Consider the following 19,414-nt stretch of genomic DNA (forward strand, 5'->3'; position numbering starts at 1 on the left):
ACCGATGTGGTGCACGCCTCGCTGGCAAGTGGGACGATCGTTCAGGTAATTTAGTGAGCTATGGGTGCTTACTTGTACCTCGCTTTGGCGATCGCCGCAGAAGTGACCGCCACCGTTTCGCTCAAGCTGTCCGAGGGCTTTTCCAAGCTGACGCCGTCGATCCTCGTGGTCGTCGGGTACGGGCTCGCCTTCTTCGCGCTGTCGCGGGTGCTGAAGCTCGGGCTGCCGATCGGAGTGGCCTACGCGATCTGGGCGGCGGCGGGCGTGGCGCTGGTCGCGCTGGTCGGCGTGCTGTTCCTGAAGGAGCCGATCAACCTCGCGATGATCTCCGGGCTGGTGCTCGTGATCGGCGGGGTGGTGCTCATCGAGGTCGGGAGCCAGTCGTGAAAATCCAGAGCGACGGCCGCAAGGCCCGCGGCGAGAAGCGCCGGACGGAGATCATCGAAGCGACTTTGCGCGTGATCGAACGCGACGGCGTCGCCGGGGTCACCCACCGTACGGTCGCGGCCGAGGCGGGCGTACCGGTGACGTCGACGACGTATCACTTCTCCTCGCTGGACGACCTCCTCGTGGCGACGCTCATTTCGTGCGCGCGCGACATGGCGACCGAGGTGTACTGGATGATCGACCGCGCCCGTTCGCGCGGCAGCCGAGGTGCGGAAGAGGTGGCGGGCCTGCTCGCGGAGGCGCTGGGGCCGCGCCGTGGTCGCACGATGGCGGAGTACGAGCTGTACCTGCTGGCCGCGCGCAAACCCGAACTGCGCCCGGCCGCGCGACGCTGGCTGGATGTGTTGACGTCGATGGTCCGGCATGACGACGAGGTCGCCTTCCGGGTGTTTCTCGCGGGTATCGACGGGCTGCTGATCCAGGGGTTGATCGACGACGAGCCGCCGTCGGCGGAGGAGTTGCGGCCGGTGGTGGATTACCTGCTCAAACCCGCTTGACGCCGCTGATTACCTTGCGGCCATGAGGATTGTGGGTGCTTACGAGCTGGACGACGACATCGCGCGGGTGGATCTCGATGTCGTGTGGAAGTTCCTGTCCGGGGAGGCGTACTGGGCCCGGTGGCGGACCCGGGAACACGTCGAGCAGCAGGTGCGGACCGCTTGGCGGGTGGTCGGCGTGTACGAGAGGGCGAGCGGGCGTCAGGTCGGCTTCGCGCGGGCGTTCTCGGACGGGGTCGCGATGGCTTATCTCGCGGATGTGTTCATCACCGCGGACGCGCGGGGCGCGGGGCTGGGCAAGGAAATCGTGCGAGAGATGATCGACAACGGGCCGGGAGCGAACTTCCGCTGGATGCTGCACACGTCGGACGCGCATGATCTGTACCGGAAGTTCGGGTTCGCCGAGCACGCCGAGGGGCGGTATCTGGAACGCGAGGCGGTCCACGGGTAGCCGCGACCAGCTGCCGAAGGTCAAGGACGTCGTGGCGCAGCTGGTCATCAACCCGAACACGGTGCTGAAGGCGTACCGGGAGCTGGAGCACGACGGACTCGTCGCGGCCCGTCCCGGCGTCGGCACGTTCGTGACGGCAACACTCGCCGGGCCGCCGCCCGCTGTCGTCGCCGCGCTGCGCCGGGACTTGCAGAAGTGGCTGGCCAAAACCCGGCTGTCCGGCCTCGACGGCTCCACGTCACCGCCAGGGGCGAAACGGCATGACCGCGGTACTGGGGGCGACCGCGCTGGGCAAACGTTACGGCCGGAACTGGGCGTTGTCGCGGTGCACGCTGAGCCCCCCCCGGCCGGCCGGGTCGTCGGGCTGGTCGGCCCGAACGGTGCCGGGAAGTCGGCGCTGCTGAATCTCGCGGCCGGGCTGCTGACGCCGACCATCGGCTCCCTTGAGGTGTGCGGCGGGGTGCCGGGCAGCTGGCGAAGGTCGCTTTCCTCGCGCAGGACACGCCGGTTTATCCCGGGTTGAGCGTCGGGGAGCACCTGCGGCTCGGGGCCCGGCTCAATCCGCGATGGGACGACGCGCTGGCCCACGCCCGGATCGAGCGCTGGGGGCTGGACCCGAGACGGCGTGCGGGAAAGCTTTCCGGCGGACAGCGGGCCCAGCTCGCGCTCACTCTCGCCAGCGCGAAACGTCCGCAGCTGCTGGTGCTGGACGAACCCGTGGCCGCGCTCGATCCGCTCGCCCGGCGCGATTTCCTCGCCGGCCTGATGGAGATCGTCGCCGAGGACGGCGTCAGCGTCGTCCTGTCCTCGCATCTGGTCGCCGACCTGGAACGGGTGTGCGATCACCTGGTCGTGCTCGTCGGCGGCGAGGCCCGGCTCGACGGCGAGGTCGAGGAGATCCTGGCGACGCACCGCAGGCTGACCGGTCCGCGGCGCGACGTGGCCACGCTGCTCGCGGCGCACTACGTCGTCTCCGAGAGCCATACCGGCCGCCAGTCCACCGTGCTCGTCCGCACCGAGGAACCGATCCTCGATCCACAGTGGACGGTCAGCGAACTCGGATTGGAAGACCTCGTGCTCGCTTACCTGAGCGGTGCCGCCCGTCGTCCGGTCCTGGAGTTGCTTCGATGATCTGGCTGGCCTGGCAGCAGTTCCGGCTTCAAGCGCTCGCGTTGTACGGGCTGCTCGGCGTCCTCGCGGCGATCCTGGTGCTCGTCGGACGGCCGAAGCCCGGTGACGGACCGCTCGCCCCGAGCGAAGATCTGCTGTATTACGGCGGGGTCGTCGTGCTGTACGCGCTGCCCGCGGACCCCGCGCCGGCGGCACTGCCCGCCTCGACCGGTCGGCACCACCTCGCTGTACCTGGAGGACACCTCCCGGCCCGACCCGTGGGCGACCGGGGTGAACGCGCGGGAACTGATGGTTTCCCTGTGGCATCCGGCGAAAACGGCGACCGGCAGGCCCGCCGGGTACCTCACTCCCGACGAGTCCCGGCTCCTGCTCGAAGACGGCGGGATCACCACCTTGCCGCCGGACATCCTGAGCCGTACCCGGACGAACGCGGGAGTCTGCCGCTGATCGTGCTCTCGTCGGGATTCACCAAACAGCGCGGCACCCTGACCGCCCTCGCGGAGGAGCTGGCCAGCCCATGGCTACGCGGTCGACCACACCTACGAGAACGTCGGACAGTCCTTTCCGGACGGTCGCGTCACCGCCTGCGTGGCCCGCACTTATCCCCGGAGCCCGGAGTTCTGGCGGAAAGTGGTGCGCGGCCGGGCCCGCGGACGTTTCGTTCGTGCTGAACCACTTGACCGGTCCGGAACCGAAATGGTGCGGTGCCGGGCTGATCGACCCTCCCCGGATCGCGATGGCCGGACATTCGATCGGCGGCGCGAGCGCCATCCCGGCGATGCTGGCGGACCCGCGCATCCGTGCCGGAATCGACATCGACGGAACGTCGGAGGACCCGATCCCGGACGGCAGGGCGCTGTCCCGGCCCTTCCTGTTCCTCGGCAAAACGGCGACCTACACCCCGGGCAGCGGCCGTCCCGAGACGATCAGCTGGGAGAACGGCTGGAAGCACCTGAGCGGGTGGAAACGCTGGCCGCTGGTGACCGGCGTGGTCCACCAGTCGTTCACCGACCTCGTCCTGCTCGGCGACCAGCTCGGCCTCGACTTCGGCGCGGAGCAGCCGGGCACGCGCACGGTGGCCATCACCCGCGCGTACGTCCGGGCGTTCTTCGACCAGCACCTCCGGCACCGGCCGCATCCGGTGCTCGACCGGCCTTCGCCGCGTTATCCGGAGGTGTTGTTCTGCTCGGTGGAACCGCCTTCCTGCCAGTGAACCGGCAGCGCCCGGGCGACGACGTCGCGGACCACGGTGTCGTCCGGCGCGCAGTTCTCCAGCACCATGTCCAGGTCCTCGGCGCCGGCCCAGGCGTAGCGCGGATGCTTGTCCCATTCCAGCGCCGGGCGGGACAGGTCGCCCTCCACTTCGATCAGGAAGTAGGCGCTGACCTGGTCGACGCCGTCGTTGTCCTGCCAGTGGTAGCTGCCGAGGTTCCGCACGATCCGGCGCAGCCGCCAGCCGGTTTCCTCGGCGACCTCCCGGGCCAGCGCCTCGACCGGCGTCTCCCCGTCCTCGACGTGCCCGCTCACGATGTCCCAGGTGTTCGGGAACAATCGCCGGTCCGGGCCGCGGAGCTGCACGAACGCGCGTCCCTCGGCGTTGAGGACAACCCCGCCCACCACGTCGGGACGCGGTTGCGGAAGGACAACCCCCTCCGCAACCGCGATCTCGCTCTCCCCCATCGGAACCCTCAGCCCTTGTTCTCGTAAACCGGTACCAGCGTCGCCCGGCCGAGCGTGTGGCCGAACATGTTGAATCCCAGGAACGCCGGCGTAGCGTCCTCCGGAACCTCCAACGTCTCCACATCCAGCGCGTGCACCACGAAGAAGTACCGGTGCGGCCCGTGCCCGGGAGGCGGCGCGGCCCCCAGGTACTGCTTCACCCCGCCGTCACCCTTGAGCGTGACCGCCGAAGAGGGCAGCCCCGACCCCGCGGAGTCCCCCACGCCCGACGGCAGCGAAGACACCGAAGCCGGGATGTTGAACACCGCCCAGTGCCAGAAACCGCTGGCAGTCGGGGCGTCCGGGTCGTACACGGTCACCGCGAAGCTGCGGGTGTCCTCCGGGAAGCCTTCCCACGCCAACTGCGGCGAGCGGTCCTCGCCGCCGGCGCCGAAGATGCCCGACAGGTGCGGCTGGGCCAGGGTCTCGCCGTCGGCGATGTCCGTGCTGCGCAGCGTGAACGAGGGAACCGACGGCAGGTAGTCGTACGGATTGGGCGGCTGGGGCATGGGTTCCTCCTGATCAACGGGGCTCTCCGGCCGCCAGGTTAGGACCCTGGGCCTCGCCTCGCCGCCTCAGGGATGTTTCGGGGGGTTTACCGGATGTCCCCGGGGGTCCGCACCTTCTAACGTCTCTCCAGACAGCCGAGAGTGGTACTGAGGGGAACTGACATGGCACGCCCGCTTCTGGCACTGGCCGGCATCGCGGTGATCGGCGTTGGGGTGGCGATCGGATTCGGCGGGTGGGGGTTCGGTTCCACGGTTTCGCGGGACGCGACGCTGCCGCAGGAGATCCGCGGGGTGAAGCTGGAGAACGGCTCCGGTGACGTGCGCATCCGCACGGCTCCCGGCGCGGCTCGCGTGCATCAGACCCTTCGCTACCACTTCAGCGGCGAGCCCGGCGACGCCTACCGCGTCGAGGGCGACCAGCTCGTCATTGTCGACTGCGGCCGCAACTGCACCACCGACCTGGAGCTGATCGTCCCGCCGGGGATTCCGGTCACGGGCAGCTCCGACTCCGGCACGCTGGACTTCGCGGGTGTCGGCAGCGTCGACGTCACCGCGGATTCGGGGCAGGCGCGGATGCAGGACGTTCCGGGACTGGTGAAGCTCCAGCTGGACAGCGGCTCGACGGAACTGCACGACGTCGGCGAGGTGCAGGTGCACAGCCAGTCCGGCCGGATCGAGGGCGACGGCCTGCGCGGGCCGGTCGACGTGTCCGCGGGCAGCGGGCGGATCGAGCTCACGCTGACCCAGCCCAACAATGTCAAGGCGCAGGCCGACTCCGGCCGCGTCGAGGTGTCCGTGCCGCGCAACGGGTCCTACCAGGTCACCGGCAACAGCGAGAGCGGCCACCGCAGCATCGACATTCCGCAGAACTCCGGTCCGGACGCGAAGACGCTCGAGTTGAACACCGACAGCGGCAGCGTCACCGTCAAGGCCGTCTGAAGGGGAGAACAGACACATCATGCGCAAACTCGAAACGCGGCTGCTGGCCGCGGTGCTGGCGGGCGCGGTGGGGGCGTTCGCGATCACCGCGGCGGTCGGCCACTCGCCTGAACCGCAGGCCACGACGCCGGTCGCGGTGGTGGAAATCCCGGTGCGGCAAGGGGTCGTCCGGAACGCGGAGACGGTCGTGCTCCGCACCGCGGCCGACGACCGGACGGCGCGGGTGCGCCGGGCATGAACCTGGCCGCTGCCGTGCTGACCCTGCTTCCGCTGGTCAGCGCACCGACCCCGGCGTTGACCTGGACACCGTGCGGGACGGAGCAGGAACCGGCCGCACAGTGCGGCCAGATCGAGGTGCCGATCGACCGTGCCCACCCGGAAACCGGTACGGCGCACATCCCGCTCACTCGGCTGCCCGCGGCCGACCGGCCGCACCGGATCGGTTCGCTGCTGGTCAATCCGGGCGGTCCGGGCGGGTCCGGAGTCGGCTTCGTGCGCTTCGGCGGGCTCGACACCAAGGTCATCGGCTCGGCGCGGAAACCGTTGCGGGACCGCTTCGACATCATCGGCTTCGACCCGCGGGGGGTGTGGTTCAGCGCTCCGAAGATCAGCTGTGACCAGGCGAAGCTGTACGACCCGAAGATCGGTCTCTTCCCGGCCACGAGGCAGCAGTACGACGCCTTCGTCGCGCACAACCGCGCGGCAGGCGAAGACTGTCTCGCCAAGACCGGCCCGATGCTCGGGCACGTCGACACCCAAAGCGCCGCCGAGGACGTCGACGCGATCCGCGGCGCGCTCGGCGAGCGGAAGATCTCCTGGCTCGGCGTCTCGTACGGCACTGAACTGGGCGCGGTCTACGCGTCGAAGCATCCGGACCGGGTACGCACGATGGTGCTCGACGGCGCGGTCGACCATGCCCGTCCGACGCGCCAGGCGATGGTCGAGGAAGCCGCTGCCACCGAGGACGCCTTGCTGCGGTTCGCCGCGTGGTGCGACCGTTCGAGCGATTGCGCACTGCACGGCAAGAACGCGCTCGCCCGCTACGACGACCTCGTCACCCACGGCGCTTACGCGAAAGTGTTGGGCCGCAAGGCCACCGGCGAGGAGCTGGCCTCCGGCGCGTACGGCTACCTCTATCTCCCCGCCGAGTGGCCGGAGCTGAGCCGCGCACTGGCGGACCCGGACGCGAGCGCGCTTGCCCAGCACACGTCGTTCGCGAGCGACACCTACGGCGCGTATCGCTCGATCGGCTGCCAGGACTTTCCGTCGCCGTTCGCCGGACTGGCGGACCTGCGCGCGACCGCACGGGTGATCCGCGCGGTCGCCCCGCACAGCTGGCGCTACAGCGAGTACTGGGATCTCGGCGCGGGCTGCACCGGCTGGCCGCTGCCCGCGCTGAACCCGCCGCAGCCGCATCCGGTGCACGGAGCGCCGCCGATCCTCGTCGTGGGCGGCGCGCACGACCCGGCGACGCCGTTGCCGTGGGCACACGGACTGGCCGCGAGCATCGACGGATCGGCGCTGCTCACGTATCTGTCCGACGGCCACACCGGACTGCTCAACTCCGAATGCGTGCGGCGCGCCGAGGTCAGGTACCTGGTGAGTGGCGTCACACCACCGCGGGGCGAATTCTGCGGGTGAACCCGGGAACAAGACCGGGGGGTCCGCCGTTATCCTGATAGCAAGGTTGAGTGCGGTCGGCTCAAGTCTGGTGGACCAGGCCGTGCGCGAGACTTGCCGAACCTGCTAAGAAGGTACTCAAGAGTGCCTCGAAACCGCAGGTCACGAACATAGCAGCAACCCAGTCCAGAACACGAGAGGAAGCACCATGGCGCGAGCGGTCGGCATCGACCTCGGCACGACCAACTCGGTCGTCGCCGTCCTTGAGGGCGGCGAGCCGACGGTCATCGCCAACTCGGAAGGCTCCCGTACCACCCCGTCCATCGTCGCCTTCGCCAAGAACGGCGAAGTGCTCACCGGCCAGCCGGCGAAGAACCAGGCCGTCACGAACGTCGACCGCACCATCCGGTCCGTGAAGCGGCACATCGGCACCGACTGGAAGACCGAGATCGACGGCAAGGCCTACACGCCGCAGGAGATCAGCGCGCGAGTGCTGATGAAGCTCAAGCGCGACGCGGAGGCGTACCTGGGCGAGGAGATCACCGACGCGGTGATCACCGTCCCGGCCTACTTCGAGGACGCGCAGCGGCAGGCCACCAAGGAAGCAGGCCAGATCGCGGGCCTGAACGTGCTCCGGATCGTGAACGAGCCGACCGCGGCCGCGCTGGCCTACGGCCTGGACAAGGGCGAGAAGGAACAGACCATCCTGGTCTTCGACCTCGGCGGCGGCACGTTCGACGTGTCCCTGCTGGAGATCGGCGAGGGCGTCGTGGAGGTGCGCGCCACCTCCGGTGACAACCACCTCGGCGGCGACGACTGGGACGAGCGCATCGTCACCTGGCTGGTCGACAAGTTCAAGGCCACCAACGGCATTGACCTGACCAAGGACAAGATGGCGCTGCAGCGCATCCGCGAGGCGGCCGAGAAGGCGAAGATCGAGCTGTCCAGCTCCAACTCCGCCAGCATCAACCTGCCCTACATCACCGTGGACGCGGACAAGAACCCGCTGTTCCTCGACGAGACGCTGTCGCGCGCCGAGTTCCAGAAGATCACCTCGGATCTGCTGGAGCGCACCCGCCAGCCGTTCAACAACGTCATCCGGGACGCGGGCATCGCGGTCGGCGACATCGACCACGTGGTCCTCGTCGGCGGTTCCACCCGGATGCCCGCGGTGTCCGAGCTGGTCAAGGAGCTGACCGGCGGCCGCGAGCCGAACAAGGGCGTGAACCCGGACGAGGTCGTCGCCGTGGGCGCCGCGCTGCAGGCCGGCGTGCTCAAGGGCGAGGTCAAGGACGTCCTGCTGCTCGACGTGACCCCGCTGTCGCTGGGCATCGAGACCAAGGGCGGCGTCTTCACCAAGCTGATCGAGCGCAACACCACGATCCCGACCAAGCGGTCCGAGATCTTCTCGACGGCGGACGACAACCAGCCCTCGGTGCAGATCCAGGTGTTCCAGGGCGAGCGCGAAATCGCCGCGGCGAACAAGAAGCTCGGCATGTTCGAGCTGACCGGTCTCCCGCCTGCCCCGCGCGGCGTGCCGCAGATCGAGGTCACCTTCGACATCGACGCCAACGGCATCGTGCACGTGACCGCGAAGGACCTCGGCACGAACAAGGAGCAGTCGATGACGATCACCGGCGGCTCCGCGCTGCCGAAGGACGACATCGACCGCATGGTCAAGGACGCCGAGGCGCACGCCGAGGAAGACAAGAAGCGCCGCGAGGAAGCGGAGACCCGCAACCAGGCGGAGACGCTGGTCTACCAGACCGAGAAGTTCGTCAAGGACAACGAGGACAAGCTGCCCGAGGACCTCAAGGGCAAGGTGAAGACCGCGATCGACGAGGCGAACGAGGCGCTCAAGGGCACCGACTCGGCCAAGATCCGCGAGTCCATCGAGAAGCTGAACACCGCTTCGCAGGAGATGGGCAGCGCGCTGTACGCGAACGCGGGCGCGGCCGGTGCCGAAGGCGCTCCGGGTGCTGAGGGCGCGGCCGGTGCCGCGGGCGACGCTCCGAAGTCGAAGGCGGACGACGTGGTCGACGCCGAGATCGTGGAAGAGGACGAGAAGAAGTGACCCCCCGCCACTCCGAGACCGAGGGTTCTGGCCCCGAGGAACCGGTAGTCGTGCGGGATCGGCGACGGGTGGATCCGCAGACCGGCGAGGTCCACCCGCCCGCCGCGGAGGAAACTCCGGCCGGTGCGGAGCCCGTGCAGCACGCGGGCCCCTCGCTGGGTGATTCCGTGGACGAAGCCGTTCCGGCTGCCTCGGATATCGAGAAGCAACTGTCCGAGCGCACTGCCGACCTGCAGCGGTTGCAGGCGGAGTACGCGAACTACCGCAAGCGGGTCGACCGCGACCGCGAGGCTGTGGTGCAGGGCGCGAAGGCGTCCGTGGTCGGCGATCTGCTGCCGCTGCTGGACGACCTCCAGCGCGCGGAGCAGCACGGCGATCTCACCGGCGCGTTCAAGGCGGTGGCCGACAAGCTGGTCTCCAGCCTGGAGCGCTCCGGTCTGGAAGCGTTCGGCGCCGAGGGCGAAGAGTTCGACCCGAGCATCCACGAGGCCGTGCAGCACAACACGTCCCCGGACGTGAAGGGTCCGACGGTCACCCTGGTGATGCGTCGCGGCTACCGCTTCGGCGAGCGGGTGCTGCGCGCGGCTCTGGTCGGCGTGACCGACCACGAGCCCGGCGACGCTCCGGCGGAGCAGCCGGTCGATCCGCCGGTCGGCGGCGAACTGCCGCTCGACGGTTCGGTTGATGAGCCCGGCCAGCAGTAACAATCGGTTTGCAGCGAAAGGAGGAGACACCCGATGAGTGCTCGGGAGTGGATCGGCAAGGACTTCTACAAAGAGCTGGGTGTCTCCTCCGACGCGACCGCGGACGAGATCAAGAAGGCCTACCGCAAGCTGGCCAAGGAAAACCACCCGGACGCCAACGCGGGCAACACCGCGGCCGAGAACAAGTTCAAGGCCGTGTCCGAGGCATACGGCGTGCTGTCCGATCCGGCCAAGCGCAAGGAGTATGACGAGGCGCGCACGCTCTTCGGCTCCGGCGGCGCGGGCGGATTCGGCGGCTTCCCCGGTGGCGGCGGCGCCGGCGGGTTCGACATGAGCGACCTGTTCAACCAGGCGGGCGCGCAGGGCCAGCAGGGCGGATTCGGCGGCCTCGGCGACATCCTCGGCGGCATTTTCGGCCGCGGCCGGGGCGGTGCCGCCGGTGCCACGGCGAACCGGCCGCAGCGCGGCGCGGACGTCGAGACCGACGTGCGCATCGACTTCCTCGAATCGGTCAAGGGCGCGACGCTGCCGTTGCGGCTGTCGAGCCCGGCCACCTGCTCCACCTGCGGCGGCAACGGCGCGAAGCCGGGCACCTCGCCGCGGATCTGCCCGACCTGCAGCGGGTCCGGGCTGGTCAGCCGGAGCCAGGGCGCGTTCGCGTTCTCCGAGCCGTGCCAGGACTGCCGCGGCCGGGGCAAGATCATCGACGACCCGTGCCCGGAATGCGGCGGCGAGGGCGTCAGCACCCGCACCCGCACGCTCACCGTGCGCATCCCGCCGGGCGTGAAGGACGACCAGCGGATCCGGCTGGCCGGCCAGGGCGAACCCGGCCGGGGCGGCGCGCAGGCGGGCGACCTGTACGTGCGCGTGCACGTGGCCCCGCACAAGCTGTTCGGGCGCAAGGACCTCAACCTCACGCTCACCGTGCCGGTGGACTTCACCGAACTCGCGCTGGGCACCACAGTCACGGTGCCGACGCTCGAAGGCAAGGTGTCGCTCAAGGTGCCCGCGGGTACCGCGAGCGGACGAGTGTTGCGAGTGCGCGGAAAGGGCATTCAGAAGCGGGACGGCGCGCAAGGCGACCTGCTGGTCACCCTGGAGGCGGCGGTCCCGGCGAAGCTCGACGACAAGGCGCGGTCGGCACTTGAGGCCTACGCCGAGGCGATGAAGGGCCACGACCCGCGGCCTGAGCTCACCGAGTTGCTCGAAGGCAGGTGAGGGTGATGTTCGGCGGTAATCCGGGACTCCCGCACGGCGCGGACGAGGACACCCCGGTGTTCGTGATTTCGGTGGCGGCCCAGCTTTCCGGGCTGCACGCGCAGACGCTGCGCTCCTACGACCGGCACGGCCTGGTCTCGCCGGGCCGCACCGCCGGCGGCGGACGGCGCTACTCGCTGCGCGACATCGCCCTGCTGCGCGAGGTCCAGCGCCTCTCGCAGGAGGACGGGGTCAACCTGTCCGGCATCAAGCGCATCATCGAACTGGAGAACCAGGTCGACGCGCTGCGGTCCCGGGTGCACGAGCTGACCGAAGAACTCGCCGCCGCGTACGCGGCCGCCGAACAGGCCGCCGCCGCGGTGCACGCGTCCTACCGCAAGGACCTGGTGCCGCTGCGGCAGACCACCTCGCTGGTGGTCTGGAAGCCCAAGCGCCGCTGAACCTGTCGTGAGTGGCGATCACGGTGAGAACCGCGATCGCCACTCACAAGAACCCGGCCCCTCCTGCCACTGGAGGGGCTTTTCGCTGCCCTGCCTGCCCTGCCTGCCTGCCTGCCCGGCCCTGACTGCAAGGCCCGCCCTGCCCTCCGTGGCCTGGCCCAGCCTGCCCGGCCCTGCCCTGTCCTGTCCTGTCCTGCGGCCCTGCCTGCATGGCCCGCCCTGCCCTGCCCTGCGTGGCCTGGCCCAGGCTGCTCTGCGTGGCCCAGCCTGCCCGCCCGGCCCTGCCTGCCCGGCCCGGACCCCGCCTCCCCACAGCGCCCCCCCACCCCAGCCCCCCGCAGCCGGTGTCTCGGGGCGTGAGTCTCGTAAGTGTTTATGCCGCTTAGAACCGGGATAAACACTCACAACCCTCCCCGCGGCCGCAAGAGGCCCCTCACTGTCCTGCCTGGACTTCCGCCCCCAGTTCCCGCAGATCGGCGAACGCCTCGGCCAGGTAGTCGTCAAGATTCCGCGTCGGGTCGCTGATCCACGCCTGCGTGGAGTGATGGAACGTCGCCCATCCGGCATGCGCCGCCAACCGCGCCAGCCGGTCCTCGACTCCCCGCTGCCGCAACGCTTCCGCGAGCGCTTCAGCGAGGGTCGCCGCCTTGGCCAGATTGCGTTCGCGCAGTGTCGGCGTCGCCGCGATCAGATCGCGCCGGGGTTCGGCGAACGGGAGGTTGCGTTCCATGATCCGCCCGGCCTTCTTGAACGCGCGCAGCAGGATTTCCAGCGGCGCAAGGCCGTCCGGGGCTTCGGCGACCGACTGGGTGAGGTCCTCGCGCAGGTCGGCTTCGCCGTCGAAGAGCACCTCGCGTTTGTCCGGGAAGTGCCGGAAGAACGTGCGCTCGGTGACGCCTGCCCGGGCCGCGATCTCCGCGGTGGTCGTTTTGTCGAACCCGTTTTCCCGGTACAGCTCCAGCGCCGCCTGTTTGAGGCGGCTGCGCGCTTCTGCTCCGCTCCGTGGCACCTCCTGAGCCTACCCGGCTTGTGCGACAGTGACTGACACCACATTGTGTCAGTCACTGTCGCTACGCGTAGAGTCAGTGACTGACGCTAAGGAGTCTTTCATGCATGTCTTCGTCACTGGCGGCTCTGGCCAGACCGGGCCCGCCGTCGTCGCCGAACTGATCCGGGCCGGGCACACGGTCACCGGTTTGGCTCGCTCGGACGCCTCCGCCGCGCGGCTGGAATCGCTCGGCGCGACACCGCACCGGGGTTCGCTCGACGACCTCGACAGCCTGCGCCGCGGTGCCGAAGCCGCCGACGGCGTGCTGCACATGGCCCAAGGCGGCAGCTACGCCGATCCCGACGACCTCGTCCGCCGCGACTGTGAGGCGATCGACGCGCTGGGCCAGGCCGTGGTCGGCACCGGGAAACCGTTCGTCAGCACGTCGGGCACGCTGGTGCTGAAGGCCGACCAGGTCAGCACCGAACTTGACCCGGCGGATCCCGGTTCGGTCGCCTGCTTCCGCATCCCCGGCGAGCAGGCCTGTCTCGGATTCGCCGACCGTGGTGTCCGCGCCAGCGTCGTGCGGCTGGCACCGACTGTGCACGGACCACGCGACCATGGCTTCATTCCAGCGCTCATCGCGGGCGCGCGCCGGGCAGGTGTCTCGGCGTATATCGGCGACGGTACGAACCGGTGGCCAGCTGTCCATCGCAATGACGCGGCAGTACTTTTCCGGCTGGCGCTGGAAAAGGCGCCTGCGGGGGGCATGCTGCACGGCGTCGGGGAAACCGTCGAGATCAAGACCGTCGCGGAGAAGATCGCGCAGTTGCTGGACATCCCCACGACGTCCTTGACTCTCGAAGAAGCCGCCGAACACCTCGGTAATCCTTTCCTGGCAAGGTTTTTCTCCCTCGACGTGCCTGCCTCCAGCGCGCACACCCAAGAACTGCTGGGTTGGACGCCGAACCACGCGACGCTGCTGGAAGACCTGGAGACCGGCGACTACTTCGCCCCGGAGGCCAGCGGCCGCGCCGAGGCGGTGTGGCGCTAGTTCCGGGACCGCACCAAACCGGCTTCGTATGCGACGATCACCGGTTGCGCGCGGTCCCGGGCGTCGAGTTTCGCCAGCAGCCGTCCGACGTAAGTCTTCACCGTCGCCCGCTCAGTTATCTCCACATTGGACAGTCCACCGGCGACGAGCGTGAGCATCTCGCGTTCTAGCGGGGCCAGAGCAGCGATGTCCGCGCGCGGTGGCGGCCGCCACGCGCACCGCCGCGCAAAGGCCGGGCGGGTGTCCTTGAGCAGGAAGCCGGTCGCCCCGGCGCGCAGTGCGGCGAAGGCGTGCTCGTCCAGGTCGAACATGGTCAGCGCCAGCACCCGCACGTCCGGGTGCGCTCGCCGATCAGCCGGGTCGCTTCGATGCCGTCCATGTTCGGCTGGCCGCTGCCTATCGCGCCGGAGTGCTCGGCCGGGTGCGCGCCGCAGCGACCCTCATGCCGCTCGGTGTCCTCAATGGAACGACGCTGTGGTCGATCGTCGCCGCGGCCGGGTTTGCCTAGCGTTCCTGCCGGTTGGCCTTCTGAAACAAACCGAGCGTCCGGAACGACGCGCCTTCGGTCTCGCCTGCCTCGGCGCGGTGGCGGTCGGCGCGCTCGGTTACTTGAGCACGCTGGGTTGACTACTTCAGGTGTTCCTCGAAGAACGCCATCACGCGTCGCCAAGCGTCGGAATCCGACGGCTCGTGATAGCCCATCCCGGTAATCCGGGCGAGCGCGGCCAGCGGTGCGGGCCGGTAGTGGTTCGCGAAGCCGTGCCCGGCGGCCGGGTATTCCTTGACGTCGTGCGGGATTCCGCGTTCGGTGAGCGCGGCTTCGAGCTTGGCCGCGGCACCGCGCAGGGAGACGTCCTTGCCGCCGAAGCTGCCGACGATCGGGCAGGCACCGTCCAAAGCGGACAGATCCTTCGGCAGTTGCCCGTAGTACGGGGCGGCGGCGTCGAAGGCCCGCGAGGCGGCCACCAGCGCGAACCCGCCGCCGATGCAGAATCCGACGACGCCGGCCTTGCCGGTCGCGTCGTCCCGTCCGGCGACGAGCGCCCGCGCCGCTTCGATGTCCGCGAACGCCCGGCCCTGTCGCGCGAACAGATCCTGGAACGTCCGCTTCACGCACCGGATCATGCCGCCGCGCGAGTACAGATCGGGGCTCAGCGCGAGATAACCCGCGGCGGCGTACCGGTCAGTGATCTCGCGCGCGTCCTGGTTCACCCCGAACACGTCGTGGATCAGCACCACCGCCGGGAACGGGCCGTCGCCGGAGGGCACCGCCAGATAACCGTCGATTTCCCCGTCCGCCACCGGAATCCGGATGTCCATCGGCTCAGTCCGCGGTGAACGGGTCGTATTGGATCTGGTCCAGCGCGCTGCCCGCGACGAGCATCCGCGACACCGTCGCGCGGATCATCGCGGGCGACCCGGACACCAGGATGTCGTGGTTCGGCCACGCGCCGTACCGCGTGACCGCCTCGGCGAGCGTGCCGTGTTCGCACCCGGGCAGATGATCGCCCCGTTCGACGACCGGGGTGATGGTGAGCCACGGGTTGGTCGCGGCGAGCGCGCGCAGTTCTTCCAGGTCGTAGAGGTCCTCGCGGGTCGGACCGCCGTAGAACAGCCGGGTCTTCGGGTTCTCGCCCCACAGCGCGAGGTGGTCGAGGATCGCCCGCAGCGGCGCGACCCCGGTGCCGCCCGCGACCATCAGCACGCCGCGCGACTGTTCGCGGTTGACGGTCATCCGGCCCAGCGGCGGGCCGAGCCGCCAGACGTCGCCCGCCTGCGTGTGGCTCACGATCGCCCGGGACACCCAGCCGCCGTCGACCGCGCGCACGTGGAATTCGATGCCGCCGTCCTCGCGCGGCGCGTTCGCCGGCGACAGATACCGCCACAACCGCGGCCGCTGCGGAACCTCGACGCTCATGTACTGGCCGGGCGAATACGGCACCGGCTGGTCCGGGATCACCCGCACCAGTGCGAGATCCCAGGTGAGCCGCCGGTGCTCGACCACGGTGGCCGACCACGACGCCGGGTTCTCGTCCGCCGCCGCGGCCTCCTGCATCGCGCGCGCGACGATGGTGAACGCCTCCGCCCACGCGCGCTCGACCTCGGGCGTCCACTCCGGCCCGAGGTGGTTTTTCAGCGCGGCCAGCAGCGCGGTGCCGACAGCCTCGTAATGCTTGGGGGCCACCCCGAACTTGCGGTGGTCGCGGCCGAGCTGGCGCAGGAACGGCAGCAGGTCGTCCGGCCGGTCCACCATCTGCACGACGCGGGCCAGCGCGCGGATGATGCGCCCGCCCTGCACTTCCATGTTGATCGGGAAGAAATCGCGCGTGGCAGGCGCGAGGGTGAACAGCATCCCGTAGAAGAACTGCGAGATCTCCGGGGCGTACGGCTCCGATTTGGCCCAGGTGTCGCGGATGAGCTGCACCATCGCGACCACGGCGGCGGGCGCCTGCCGGGGCGCGGCTGAGGTCCGCGGGAGCGGGCTGATCGAATCGGCTGTCATCGGGCTGTCGTCGTTCATAGGTCGGGACCGGAGGCCGGGGGGTTGGGAGGGAAAGGTCACGAGAGCAGGGCGGCCGAGGTTGTCGGATTCGGCTCGCGCCCTCGCGCGGGGGAATTCGCCACTCCTGCTCCTCGTTGTCCACGACGTGCTCGCCGCGTCGGCATCGCGGGGCGTCTGGTCCGCAGAGTAGCCGCACTGGGGCGGAATGCCCGCATCGTTGCTCCGGTCGGGTTACCGGCCAGTCAGGACGTGGGGCAGCTCACCGATTAGATAGTTGTCCTACGCAACCTTCGGTGGCTAAACTTGTAGAGTACAAGCAAGTGGGCACCGGCCCGGGAGGAACGATGAGCCCAGCTGACGACGTGCGGCTCGAACTGCTGCGGGAGCTGAAGGCGTCCGCCCAGCTCCAGCACCTGTGGATCATGCAGGCGTGGCAGAACGAGCCAGGGCTGCACCCGGCCTCGGCGATGCTGCTGTCCGACCTCGCCAAGCACGGCGAGGCGCGCCCGTCCGAGGTCGCCAAGCGCAGGCTCGTCGACCTGTCGGTGATCAGCAGGCAGGTCGCCCAGTTGCAAGCCGCCGGGCTGATCGAGCGCCGCCCCGCCCCCGAGGACGGCCGCGCGTCGCTGATCAGCGTGTCCGAGGCCGGTCTCGCCCGGCTCGAACTCTGGCGCAAGCAGTACCTCGAGTTCTTCGAGACGGCACTGGGCGGCTGGGACGAGGACCGGATCGCCGGCCTCACGTCGCAGCTCGCCGAATTGAACGAAGGTCTGCGCGCGACACTCGGCCCGTCCGGGTACTGCGCCGGCGCCTCCCCCGCGGGAAAGTGAAGTAGCGAATAGTGGAAACCACCGCATCCGGGCAGCCGATGACGCACCGGGAAATCCTCAAGGCCTTCACCGGCCTTTTGCTGGCCCTGCTCGTGGCGTTGCTGTCGTCGACCATCGTGTCCAACGCGCTGCCGACGATCCTCGCCGACCTGCACGGTTCGCAGAGCGAGTACACCTGGGTCGTCACCGCGACGCTGTTGACGTCGACCGCGACCACCCCGATCTGGGGCAAACTCTCCGACTTGTTCAGCAAGAAACTGCTGTACCAAATCGCGATCGTCGTTTTCACCGTCGGTTCGGCACTGGGCGGGATCGCGCAGTCGATGCCCGAACTCATCGCCTACCGCGCACTGCAGGGCATCGGGCTCGGCGGGCTGCAGGCGCTGATCCAGGTCGTCATCGCGGCGATGATCGCGCCGCGCGACCGGGGCCGCTACACCGGTTACACCGGCGCGGTGTTCGCCGTCGCGACCGTTTCCGGTCCGTTGATCGGCGGGCTGATCGTGGACTCGCCGCTGGGCTGGCGCTGGTGTTTCTGGGTGTGCGTGCCGCTGGCCGTCATCGCGTTCGTCGTGCTGGGCCGGACGCTGAAGCTGCCGGTGCTCAAGCGCAAGGTGCGGATCGACTGGCTGGGCGCGACCCTGCTGGTCGGCGGCGTCGCGCTGCTGCTGATCTGGGTCTCGCTGGCGGGCGGCAGCTTCGGCTGGGTTTCGTGGTCGAGCGCCGCGTACGTCGGCGGTGCGATTGTCGCGCTGGCGCTGGCGGTTCTCGTCGAATCCCGGGTCGCGGAGCCGGTGGTTCCGCTGCGGCTCTTCCGTAACCGCACCTTCACGCTGTCGGTGCTCGCCTCGCTGGCGGTCGGCACCGCGATGTTCGGCGGTTCGGTGTTCCTCGGGCAGTACTACCAAATCGCGCGCGGTTTCTCGCCGACGCACGCCGGTCTGATGACGCTGCCGATGGTGCTGGGGCTGGCCGTCGCCTCCACCGGCGCGGGGCAGGTCATTTCCCGCACCGGGCGCACCAAGCCGTTCATGGTCGCGGGCGGGATCTCGCTGCTGGCTGGGCTGTTCCTGCTCTCGACGGTGGACCACGCGACGAACCTGACGCTGATGGGCGGTTACCTCGCGCTGGTCGGCCTCGGGCTGGGCTTCCTGATGCAGAACCTGGTTTTGGTAGTCCAAAACACGGTCGCGATGAAGGACATCGGCTCGTCGTCCTCGGTCGTCACCTTCTTCCGGTCGCTCGGCGGCGCGGCGGGCGTGTCCGCGCTCGGCGCGGTGCTGTCGGCCCGGGTGGCCACGAACATCGCGAACTCCCTGTCGCAGATGGGTATTCACTCGGGCGGCGCAGTCTCCGGCGGTGGCGGCACGTTCGCTATCTCGTCGCTCCCGCCGGCGTTGCAGCCGGTGGTGCGCGGGGCCTTCGGCGACGCGACCGGCACGGTGTTCTTTGTCGCGGGCTGCATCGCCGTGGTCACCTTCCTCGCGGTGCTGTTCATCAAGGAGGTGCCGCTGCGCCGGACGCTCGACGCGGACGCGCCCGCACCGGCTGGTGTTTCGGTCGAGGCCGTCTCGGTGGTCGAAGCTCCGGTCGAGATGACCTCCGTGCTGCGCGGCCGCGTTCTCGATGCGGACGGTCGTCCGGTGTCCGGTGTCGTGCTCACGCTCACCGACATGACCGGGCGTCAGGTCGACGTGGGGCGTACGGGGCGTACGGGCGCGTACGAGTTGTCGGCCGACACCGTGGGCGAGCACGTCCTTCTCGCGACAGCTGGTTCGACGCGGCCCGCGGTGTCGACCGTGCGGCTTAACGGCAACGCGCGTTGGCACGACTTGCTGTTGGACAGCCAGGGTGCCATCTCGGGTCGCGTACGCGTGGCTGGTCGGCACGCCGCTGTCGCAGGCGCGGTGCTGACGCTTACGGACCGCCTGGGCATTGTCACCGCAACGCACATCGCGGGCGGCGACGGCGCGTACCGCTTCACGGGAATCGAACCGGGCGCGTACACGCTCACTGTGTCGGCCTACGGGTATACGCCGCACGCCGAGCCGATGACGGTCGGCGATGGTGCGGCGGCGCAGCACGATGTTGAGTTGAGTGCGGCTGTGGAACGAGAGTTCGTTAGGCACCAAGGGATACTCAGCGTCGACTAAGGGTGGCTCGTGAGTGTTTGTCGCGGTTCTGACCGTGATAGACACTCACGAGCTTTCTACTGGGAGTGGCATTTGCCGCCAAGCGATGCGCCCTCCCGGCCCTGCCTCGTCCCCCTCCCCCGGAGGTAGCGTCGAAT

Annotated in this window: 20 protein-coding genes and 3 pseudogenes; 17 read left to right on the plus strand and 6 right to left on the minus strand. The window is 69.4% G+C overall.

What is annotated here, in order from left to right:
* Window positions 1–60: 60 nt before the first annotated feature.
* The 7 genes and pseudogenes from BM362_RS05525 to BM362_RS48710 all read left to right on the plus strand — a co-directional run bounded on the left by BM362_RS05525 (window position 61) and on the right by BM362_RS48710 (window position 3,739).
* Window positions 61–387 carry a DMT family transporter gene (locus BM362_RS05525; protein WP_067577569.1) on the plus strand — a complete coding sequence of 109 codons (327 nt, stop codon included), beginning with the start codon at window positions 61–63 and terminating at the stop codon, window positions 385–387.
* On the plus strand, window positions 384–944 hold the full coding sequence (locus BM362_RS05530) for a TetR/AcrR family transcriptional regulator (protein WP_067577567.1): 561 nt from the start codon (window positions 384–386) through the stop codon (window positions 942–944). Before BM362_RS05525 ends, BM362_RS05530 begins: the two co-directional genes overlap by 4 nt.
* A gap of 22 nt (window positions 945–966) precedes the next feature.
* The gene (locus tag BM362_RS05535) at window positions 967–1,395 is read left to right on the plus strand and encodes a GNAT family N-acetyltransferase (protein ID WP_093572369.1); all 429 of its coding nucleotides are present in this window, start codon (window positions 967–969) and stop codon (window positions 1,393–1,395) included.
* Window positions 1,396–1,399: 4 nt separating this feature from the next.
* Window positions 1,400–1,624: pseudogene (locus BM362_RS05540) on the plus strand (GntR family transcriptional regulator); the annotation flags it as partial.
* A gap of 31 nt (window positions 1,625–1,655) precedes the next feature.
* Window positions 1,656–2,526 (plus strand): annotated as a pseudogene (locus BM362_RS05545) (ATP-binding cassette domain-containing protein).
* A 102-nt stretch (window positions 2,527–2,628) separates the two neighbouring features.
* Window positions 2,629–2,973, plus strand: a complete 345-nt coding sequence (locus BM362_RS48705) for a hypothetical protein (RefSeq protein WP_244287048.1) — start codon at window positions 2,629–2,631, stop codon at window positions 2,971–2,973.
* A gap of 217 nt (window positions 2,974–3,190) precedes the next feature.
* On the plus strand, window positions 3,191–3,739 hold the full coding sequence (locus BM362_RS48710) for an alpha/beta hydrolase (RefSeq protein ID WP_244287049.1): 549 nt from the start codon (window positions 3,191–3,193) through the stop codon (window positions 3,737–3,739).
* On the opposite strand, the gene BM362_RS05555 is transcribed toward BM362_RS48710, so the two are convergent.
* Both BM362_RS05555 and BM362_RS05560 read right to left on the minus strand, forming a co-directional pair.
* Window positions 3,691–4,206, minus strand: a complete 516-nt coding sequence (locus BM362_RS05555) for an NUDIX hydrolase (protein ID WP_093572370.1) — start codon at window positions 4,204–4,206, stop codon at window positions 3,691–3,693. The two genes, BM362_RS48710 and BM362_RS05555, sit on opposite strands and share 49 nt — an antisense overlap.
* A gap of 8 nt (window positions 4,207–4,214) precedes the next feature.
* Entirely contained in the window at window positions 4,215–4,754 is a 540-nt protein-coding gene (locus tag BM362_RS05560) for a YbhB/YbcL family Raf kinase inhibitor-like protein (protein ID WP_067577560.1), read from the minus strand.
* Window positions 4,755–4,916: 162 nt separating this feature from the next.
* Between BM362_RS05560 and BM362_RS05565 the strand changes: the two genes are divergently transcribed.
* The 7 genes from BM362_RS05565 to BM362_RS05595 all read left to right on the plus strand — a co-directional run bounded on the left by BM362_RS05565 (window position 4,917) and on the right by BM362_RS05595 (window position 11,749).
* Entirely contained in the window at window positions 4,917–5,693 is a 777-nt protein-coding gene (locus tag BM362_RS05565) for a DUF4097 family beta strand repeat-containing protein (protein ID WP_093572371.1), read from the plus strand.
* A gap of 19 nt (window positions 5,694–5,712) precedes the next feature.
* Window positions 5,713–5,931 carry a hypothetical protein gene (locus tag BM362_RS05570; protein WP_067577558.1) on the plus strand — a complete coding sequence of 73 codons (219 nt, stop codon included), beginning with the start codon at window positions 5,713–5,715 and terminating at the stop codon, window positions 5,929–5,931.
* The gene (locus tag BM362_RS05575; protein WP_093572372.1) at window positions 5,928–7,334 is read left to right on the plus strand and encodes an alpha/beta hydrolase; all 1,407 of its coding nucleotides are present in this window, start codon (window positions 5,928–5,930) and stop codon (window positions 7,332–7,334) included. The genes BM362_RS05570 and BM362_RS05575 overlap by 4 nt, the downstream gene beginning before the upstream one ends.
* A gap of 187 nt (window positions 7,335–7,521) precedes the next feature.
* Window positions 7,522–9,387, plus strand: coding sequence for a molecular chaperone DnaK (dnaK, locus tag BM362_RS05580; RefSeq protein WP_067577554.1), 1,866 nt, complete (start codon window positions 7,522–7,524; stop codon window positions 9,385–9,387).
* Window positions 9,384–10,091 (plus strand): nucleotide exchange factor GrpE, encoded by a 708-nt coding sequence (grpE, locus tag BM362_RS05585; RefSeq protein ID WP_067577552.1) that lies wholly within the window; start codon window positions 9,384–9,386, stop codon window positions 10,089–10,091. Before dnaK ends, grpE begins: the two co-directional genes overlap by 4 nt.
* Window positions 10,092–10,124: 33 nt before the next feature.
* Window positions 10,125–11,309, plus strand: a complete 1,185-nt coding sequence (gene dnaJ, locus BM362_RS05590; RefSeq protein WP_093572373.1) for a molecular chaperone DnaJ — start codon at window positions 10,125–10,127, stop codon at window positions 11,307–11,309.
* Window positions 11,310–11,314: 5 nt separating this feature from the next.
* Window positions 11,315–11,749, plus strand: coding sequence for a heat shock protein transcriptional repressor HspR (locus BM362_RS05595; protein WP_067578114.1), 435 nt, complete (start codon window positions 11,315–11,317; stop codon window positions 11,747–11,749).
* 433 nt (window positions 11,750–12,182) lie between these two features.
* On the opposite strand, the gene BM362_RS05600 is transcribed toward BM362_RS05595, so the two are convergent.
* Window positions 12,183–12,758, minus strand: coding sequence for a TetR family transcriptional regulator (locus BM362_RS05600; protein ID WP_093572374.1), 576 nt, complete (start codon window positions 12,756–12,758; stop codon window positions 12,183–12,185).
* A 100-nt stretch (window positions 12,759–12,858) separates the two neighbouring features.
* Here BM362_RS05600 and BM362_RS05605 point away from each other — a divergent pair, with 100 nt between their 5' ends.
* Window positions 12,859–13,791, plus strand: coding sequence for an SDR family oxidoreductase (locus tag BM362_RS05605; protein WP_093572375.1), 933 nt, complete (start codon window positions 12,859–12,861; stop codon window positions 13,789–13,791).
* Here the strand turns inward: BM362_RS05605 and BM362_RS05610 are convergent.
* From BM362_RS05610 to BM362_RS05620, 3 genes and pseudogenes are all read right to left on the minus strand, one after another.
* Window positions 13,788–14,176: pseudogene (locus tag BM362_RS05610) on the minus strand (LuxR C-terminal-related transcriptional regulator); the annotation flags it as partial. The gene BM362_RS05605 and the pseudogene BM362_RS05610 overlap by 4 nt on opposite strands.
* 242 nt (window positions 14,177–14,418) lie before the next feature.
* Window positions 14,419–15,111 carry a dienelactone hydrolase family protein gene (locus tag BM362_RS05615; RefSeq protein WP_067577544.1) on the minus strand — a complete coding sequence of 231 codons (693 nt, stop codon included), beginning with the start codon at window positions 15,109–15,111 and terminating at the stop codon, window positions 14,419–14,421.
* Window positions 15,112–15,115: 4 nt separating this feature from the next.
* Window positions 15,116–16,294: a globin domain-containing protein gene (locus BM362_RS05620; RefSeq protein WP_198545222.1), complete on the minus strand. Its 1,179-nt coding sequence runs from the start codon at window positions 16,292–16,294 to the stop codon at window positions 15,116–15,118.
* Window positions 16,295–16,638: 344 nt separating this feature from the next.
* Here BM362_RS05620 and BM362_RS05625 point away from each other — a divergent pair, with 344 nt between their 5' ends.
* Together BM362_RS05625 and BM362_RS05630 are read left to right on the plus strand one after the other, a co-directional pair.
* Window positions 16,639–17,124: a MarR family winged helix-turn-helix transcriptional regulator gene (locus BM362_RS05625; RefSeq protein ID WP_067577543.1), complete on the plus strand. Its 486-nt coding sequence runs from the start codon at window positions 16,639–16,641 to the stop codon at window positions 17,122–17,124.
* Window positions 17,125–17,162: 38 nt separating this feature from the next.
* Window positions 17,163–19,277 (plus strand): MFS transporter, encoded by a 2,115-nt coding sequence (locus BM362_RS05630; RefSeq protein WP_067578110.1) that lies wholly within the window; start codon window positions 17,163–17,165, stop codon window positions 19,275–19,277.
* Window positions 19,278–19,414: the final 137 nt, after the last annotated feature.

Origin of the sequence: Amycolatopsis rubida (assembly GCF_900115345.1) — a bacterium.
GTDB classification, from domain to species: Bacteria; Actinomycetota; Actinomycetes; order Mycobacteriales; family Pseudonocardiaceae; genus Amycolatopsis; species Amycolatopsis rubida.

What these genes read in the sequence shown, in the direction of transcription:
- BM362_RS05525 (WP_067577569.1), top strand. Translation starts at nt 61, where the DNA reads ATGGGTGCTTACTTGTACCTCGCTTTGGCGATCGCCGCAGAAGTGACC.
- BM362_RS05535 (WP_093572369.1), top strand. Translation starts at nt 967, where the DNA reads ATGAGGATTGTGGGTGCTTACGAGCTGGACGACGACATCGCGCGGGTG.
- BM362_RS05555 (WP_093572370.1), bottom strand. Translation starts at nt 4,206, where the DNA reads ATGGGGGAGAGCGAGATCGCGGTTGCGGAGGGGGTTGTCCTTCCGCAA.
- BM362_RS05560 (WP_067577560.1), bottom strand. Translation starts at nt 4,754, where the DNA reads ATGCCCCAGCCGCCCAATCCGTACGACTACCTGCCGTCGGTTCCCTCG.
- BM362_RS05565 (WP_093572371.1), top strand. Translation starts at nt 4,917, where the DNA reads ATGGCACGCCCGCTTCTGGCACTGGCCGGCATCGCGGTGATCGGCGTT.
- BM362_RS05570 (WP_067577558.1), top strand. Translation starts at nt 5,713, where the DNA reads ATGCGCAAACTCGAAACGCGGCTGCTGGCCGCGGTGCTGGCGGGCGCG.
- BM362_RS05575 (WP_093572372.1), top strand. Translation starts at nt 5,928, where the DNA reads ATGAACCTGGCCGCTGCCGTGCTGACCCTGCTTCCGCTGGTCAGCGCA.
- dnaK (WP_067577554.1), top strand. Translation starts at nt 7,522, where the DNA reads ATGGCGCGAGCGGTCGGCATCGACCTCGGCACGACCAACTCGGTCGTC.
- dnaJ (WP_093572373.1), top strand. Translation starts at nt 10,125, where the DNA reads ATGAGTGCTCGGGAGTGGATCGGCAAGGACTTCTACAAAGAGCTGGGT.
- BM362_RS05595 (WP_067578114.1), top strand. Translation starts at nt 11,315, where the DNA reads ATGTTCGGCGGTAATCCGGGACTCCCGCACGGCGCGGACGAGGACACC.
- BM362_RS05605 (WP_093572375.1), top strand. Translation starts at nt 12,859, where the DNA reads ATGCATGTCTTCGTCACTGGCGGCTCTGGCCAGACCGGGCCCGCCGTC.
- BM362_RS05615 (WP_067577544.1), bottom strand. Translation starts at nt 15,111, where the DNA reads ATGGACATCCGGATTCCGGTGGCGGACGGGGAAATCGACGGTTATCTG.
- BM362_RS05620 (WP_198545222.1), bottom strand. Translation starts at nt 16,294, where the DNA reads ATGACAGCCGATTCGATCAGCCCGCTCCCGCGGACCTCAGCCGCGCCC.
- BM362_RS05625 (WP_067577543.1), top strand. Translation starts at nt 16,639, where the DNA reads ATGAGCCCAGCTGACGACGTGCGGCTCGAACTGCTGCGGGAGCTGAAG.
- BM362_RS05630 (WP_067578110.1), top strand. Translation starts at nt 17,163, where the DNA reads ATGACGCACCGGGAAATCCTCAAGGCCTTCACCGGCCTTTTGCTGGCC.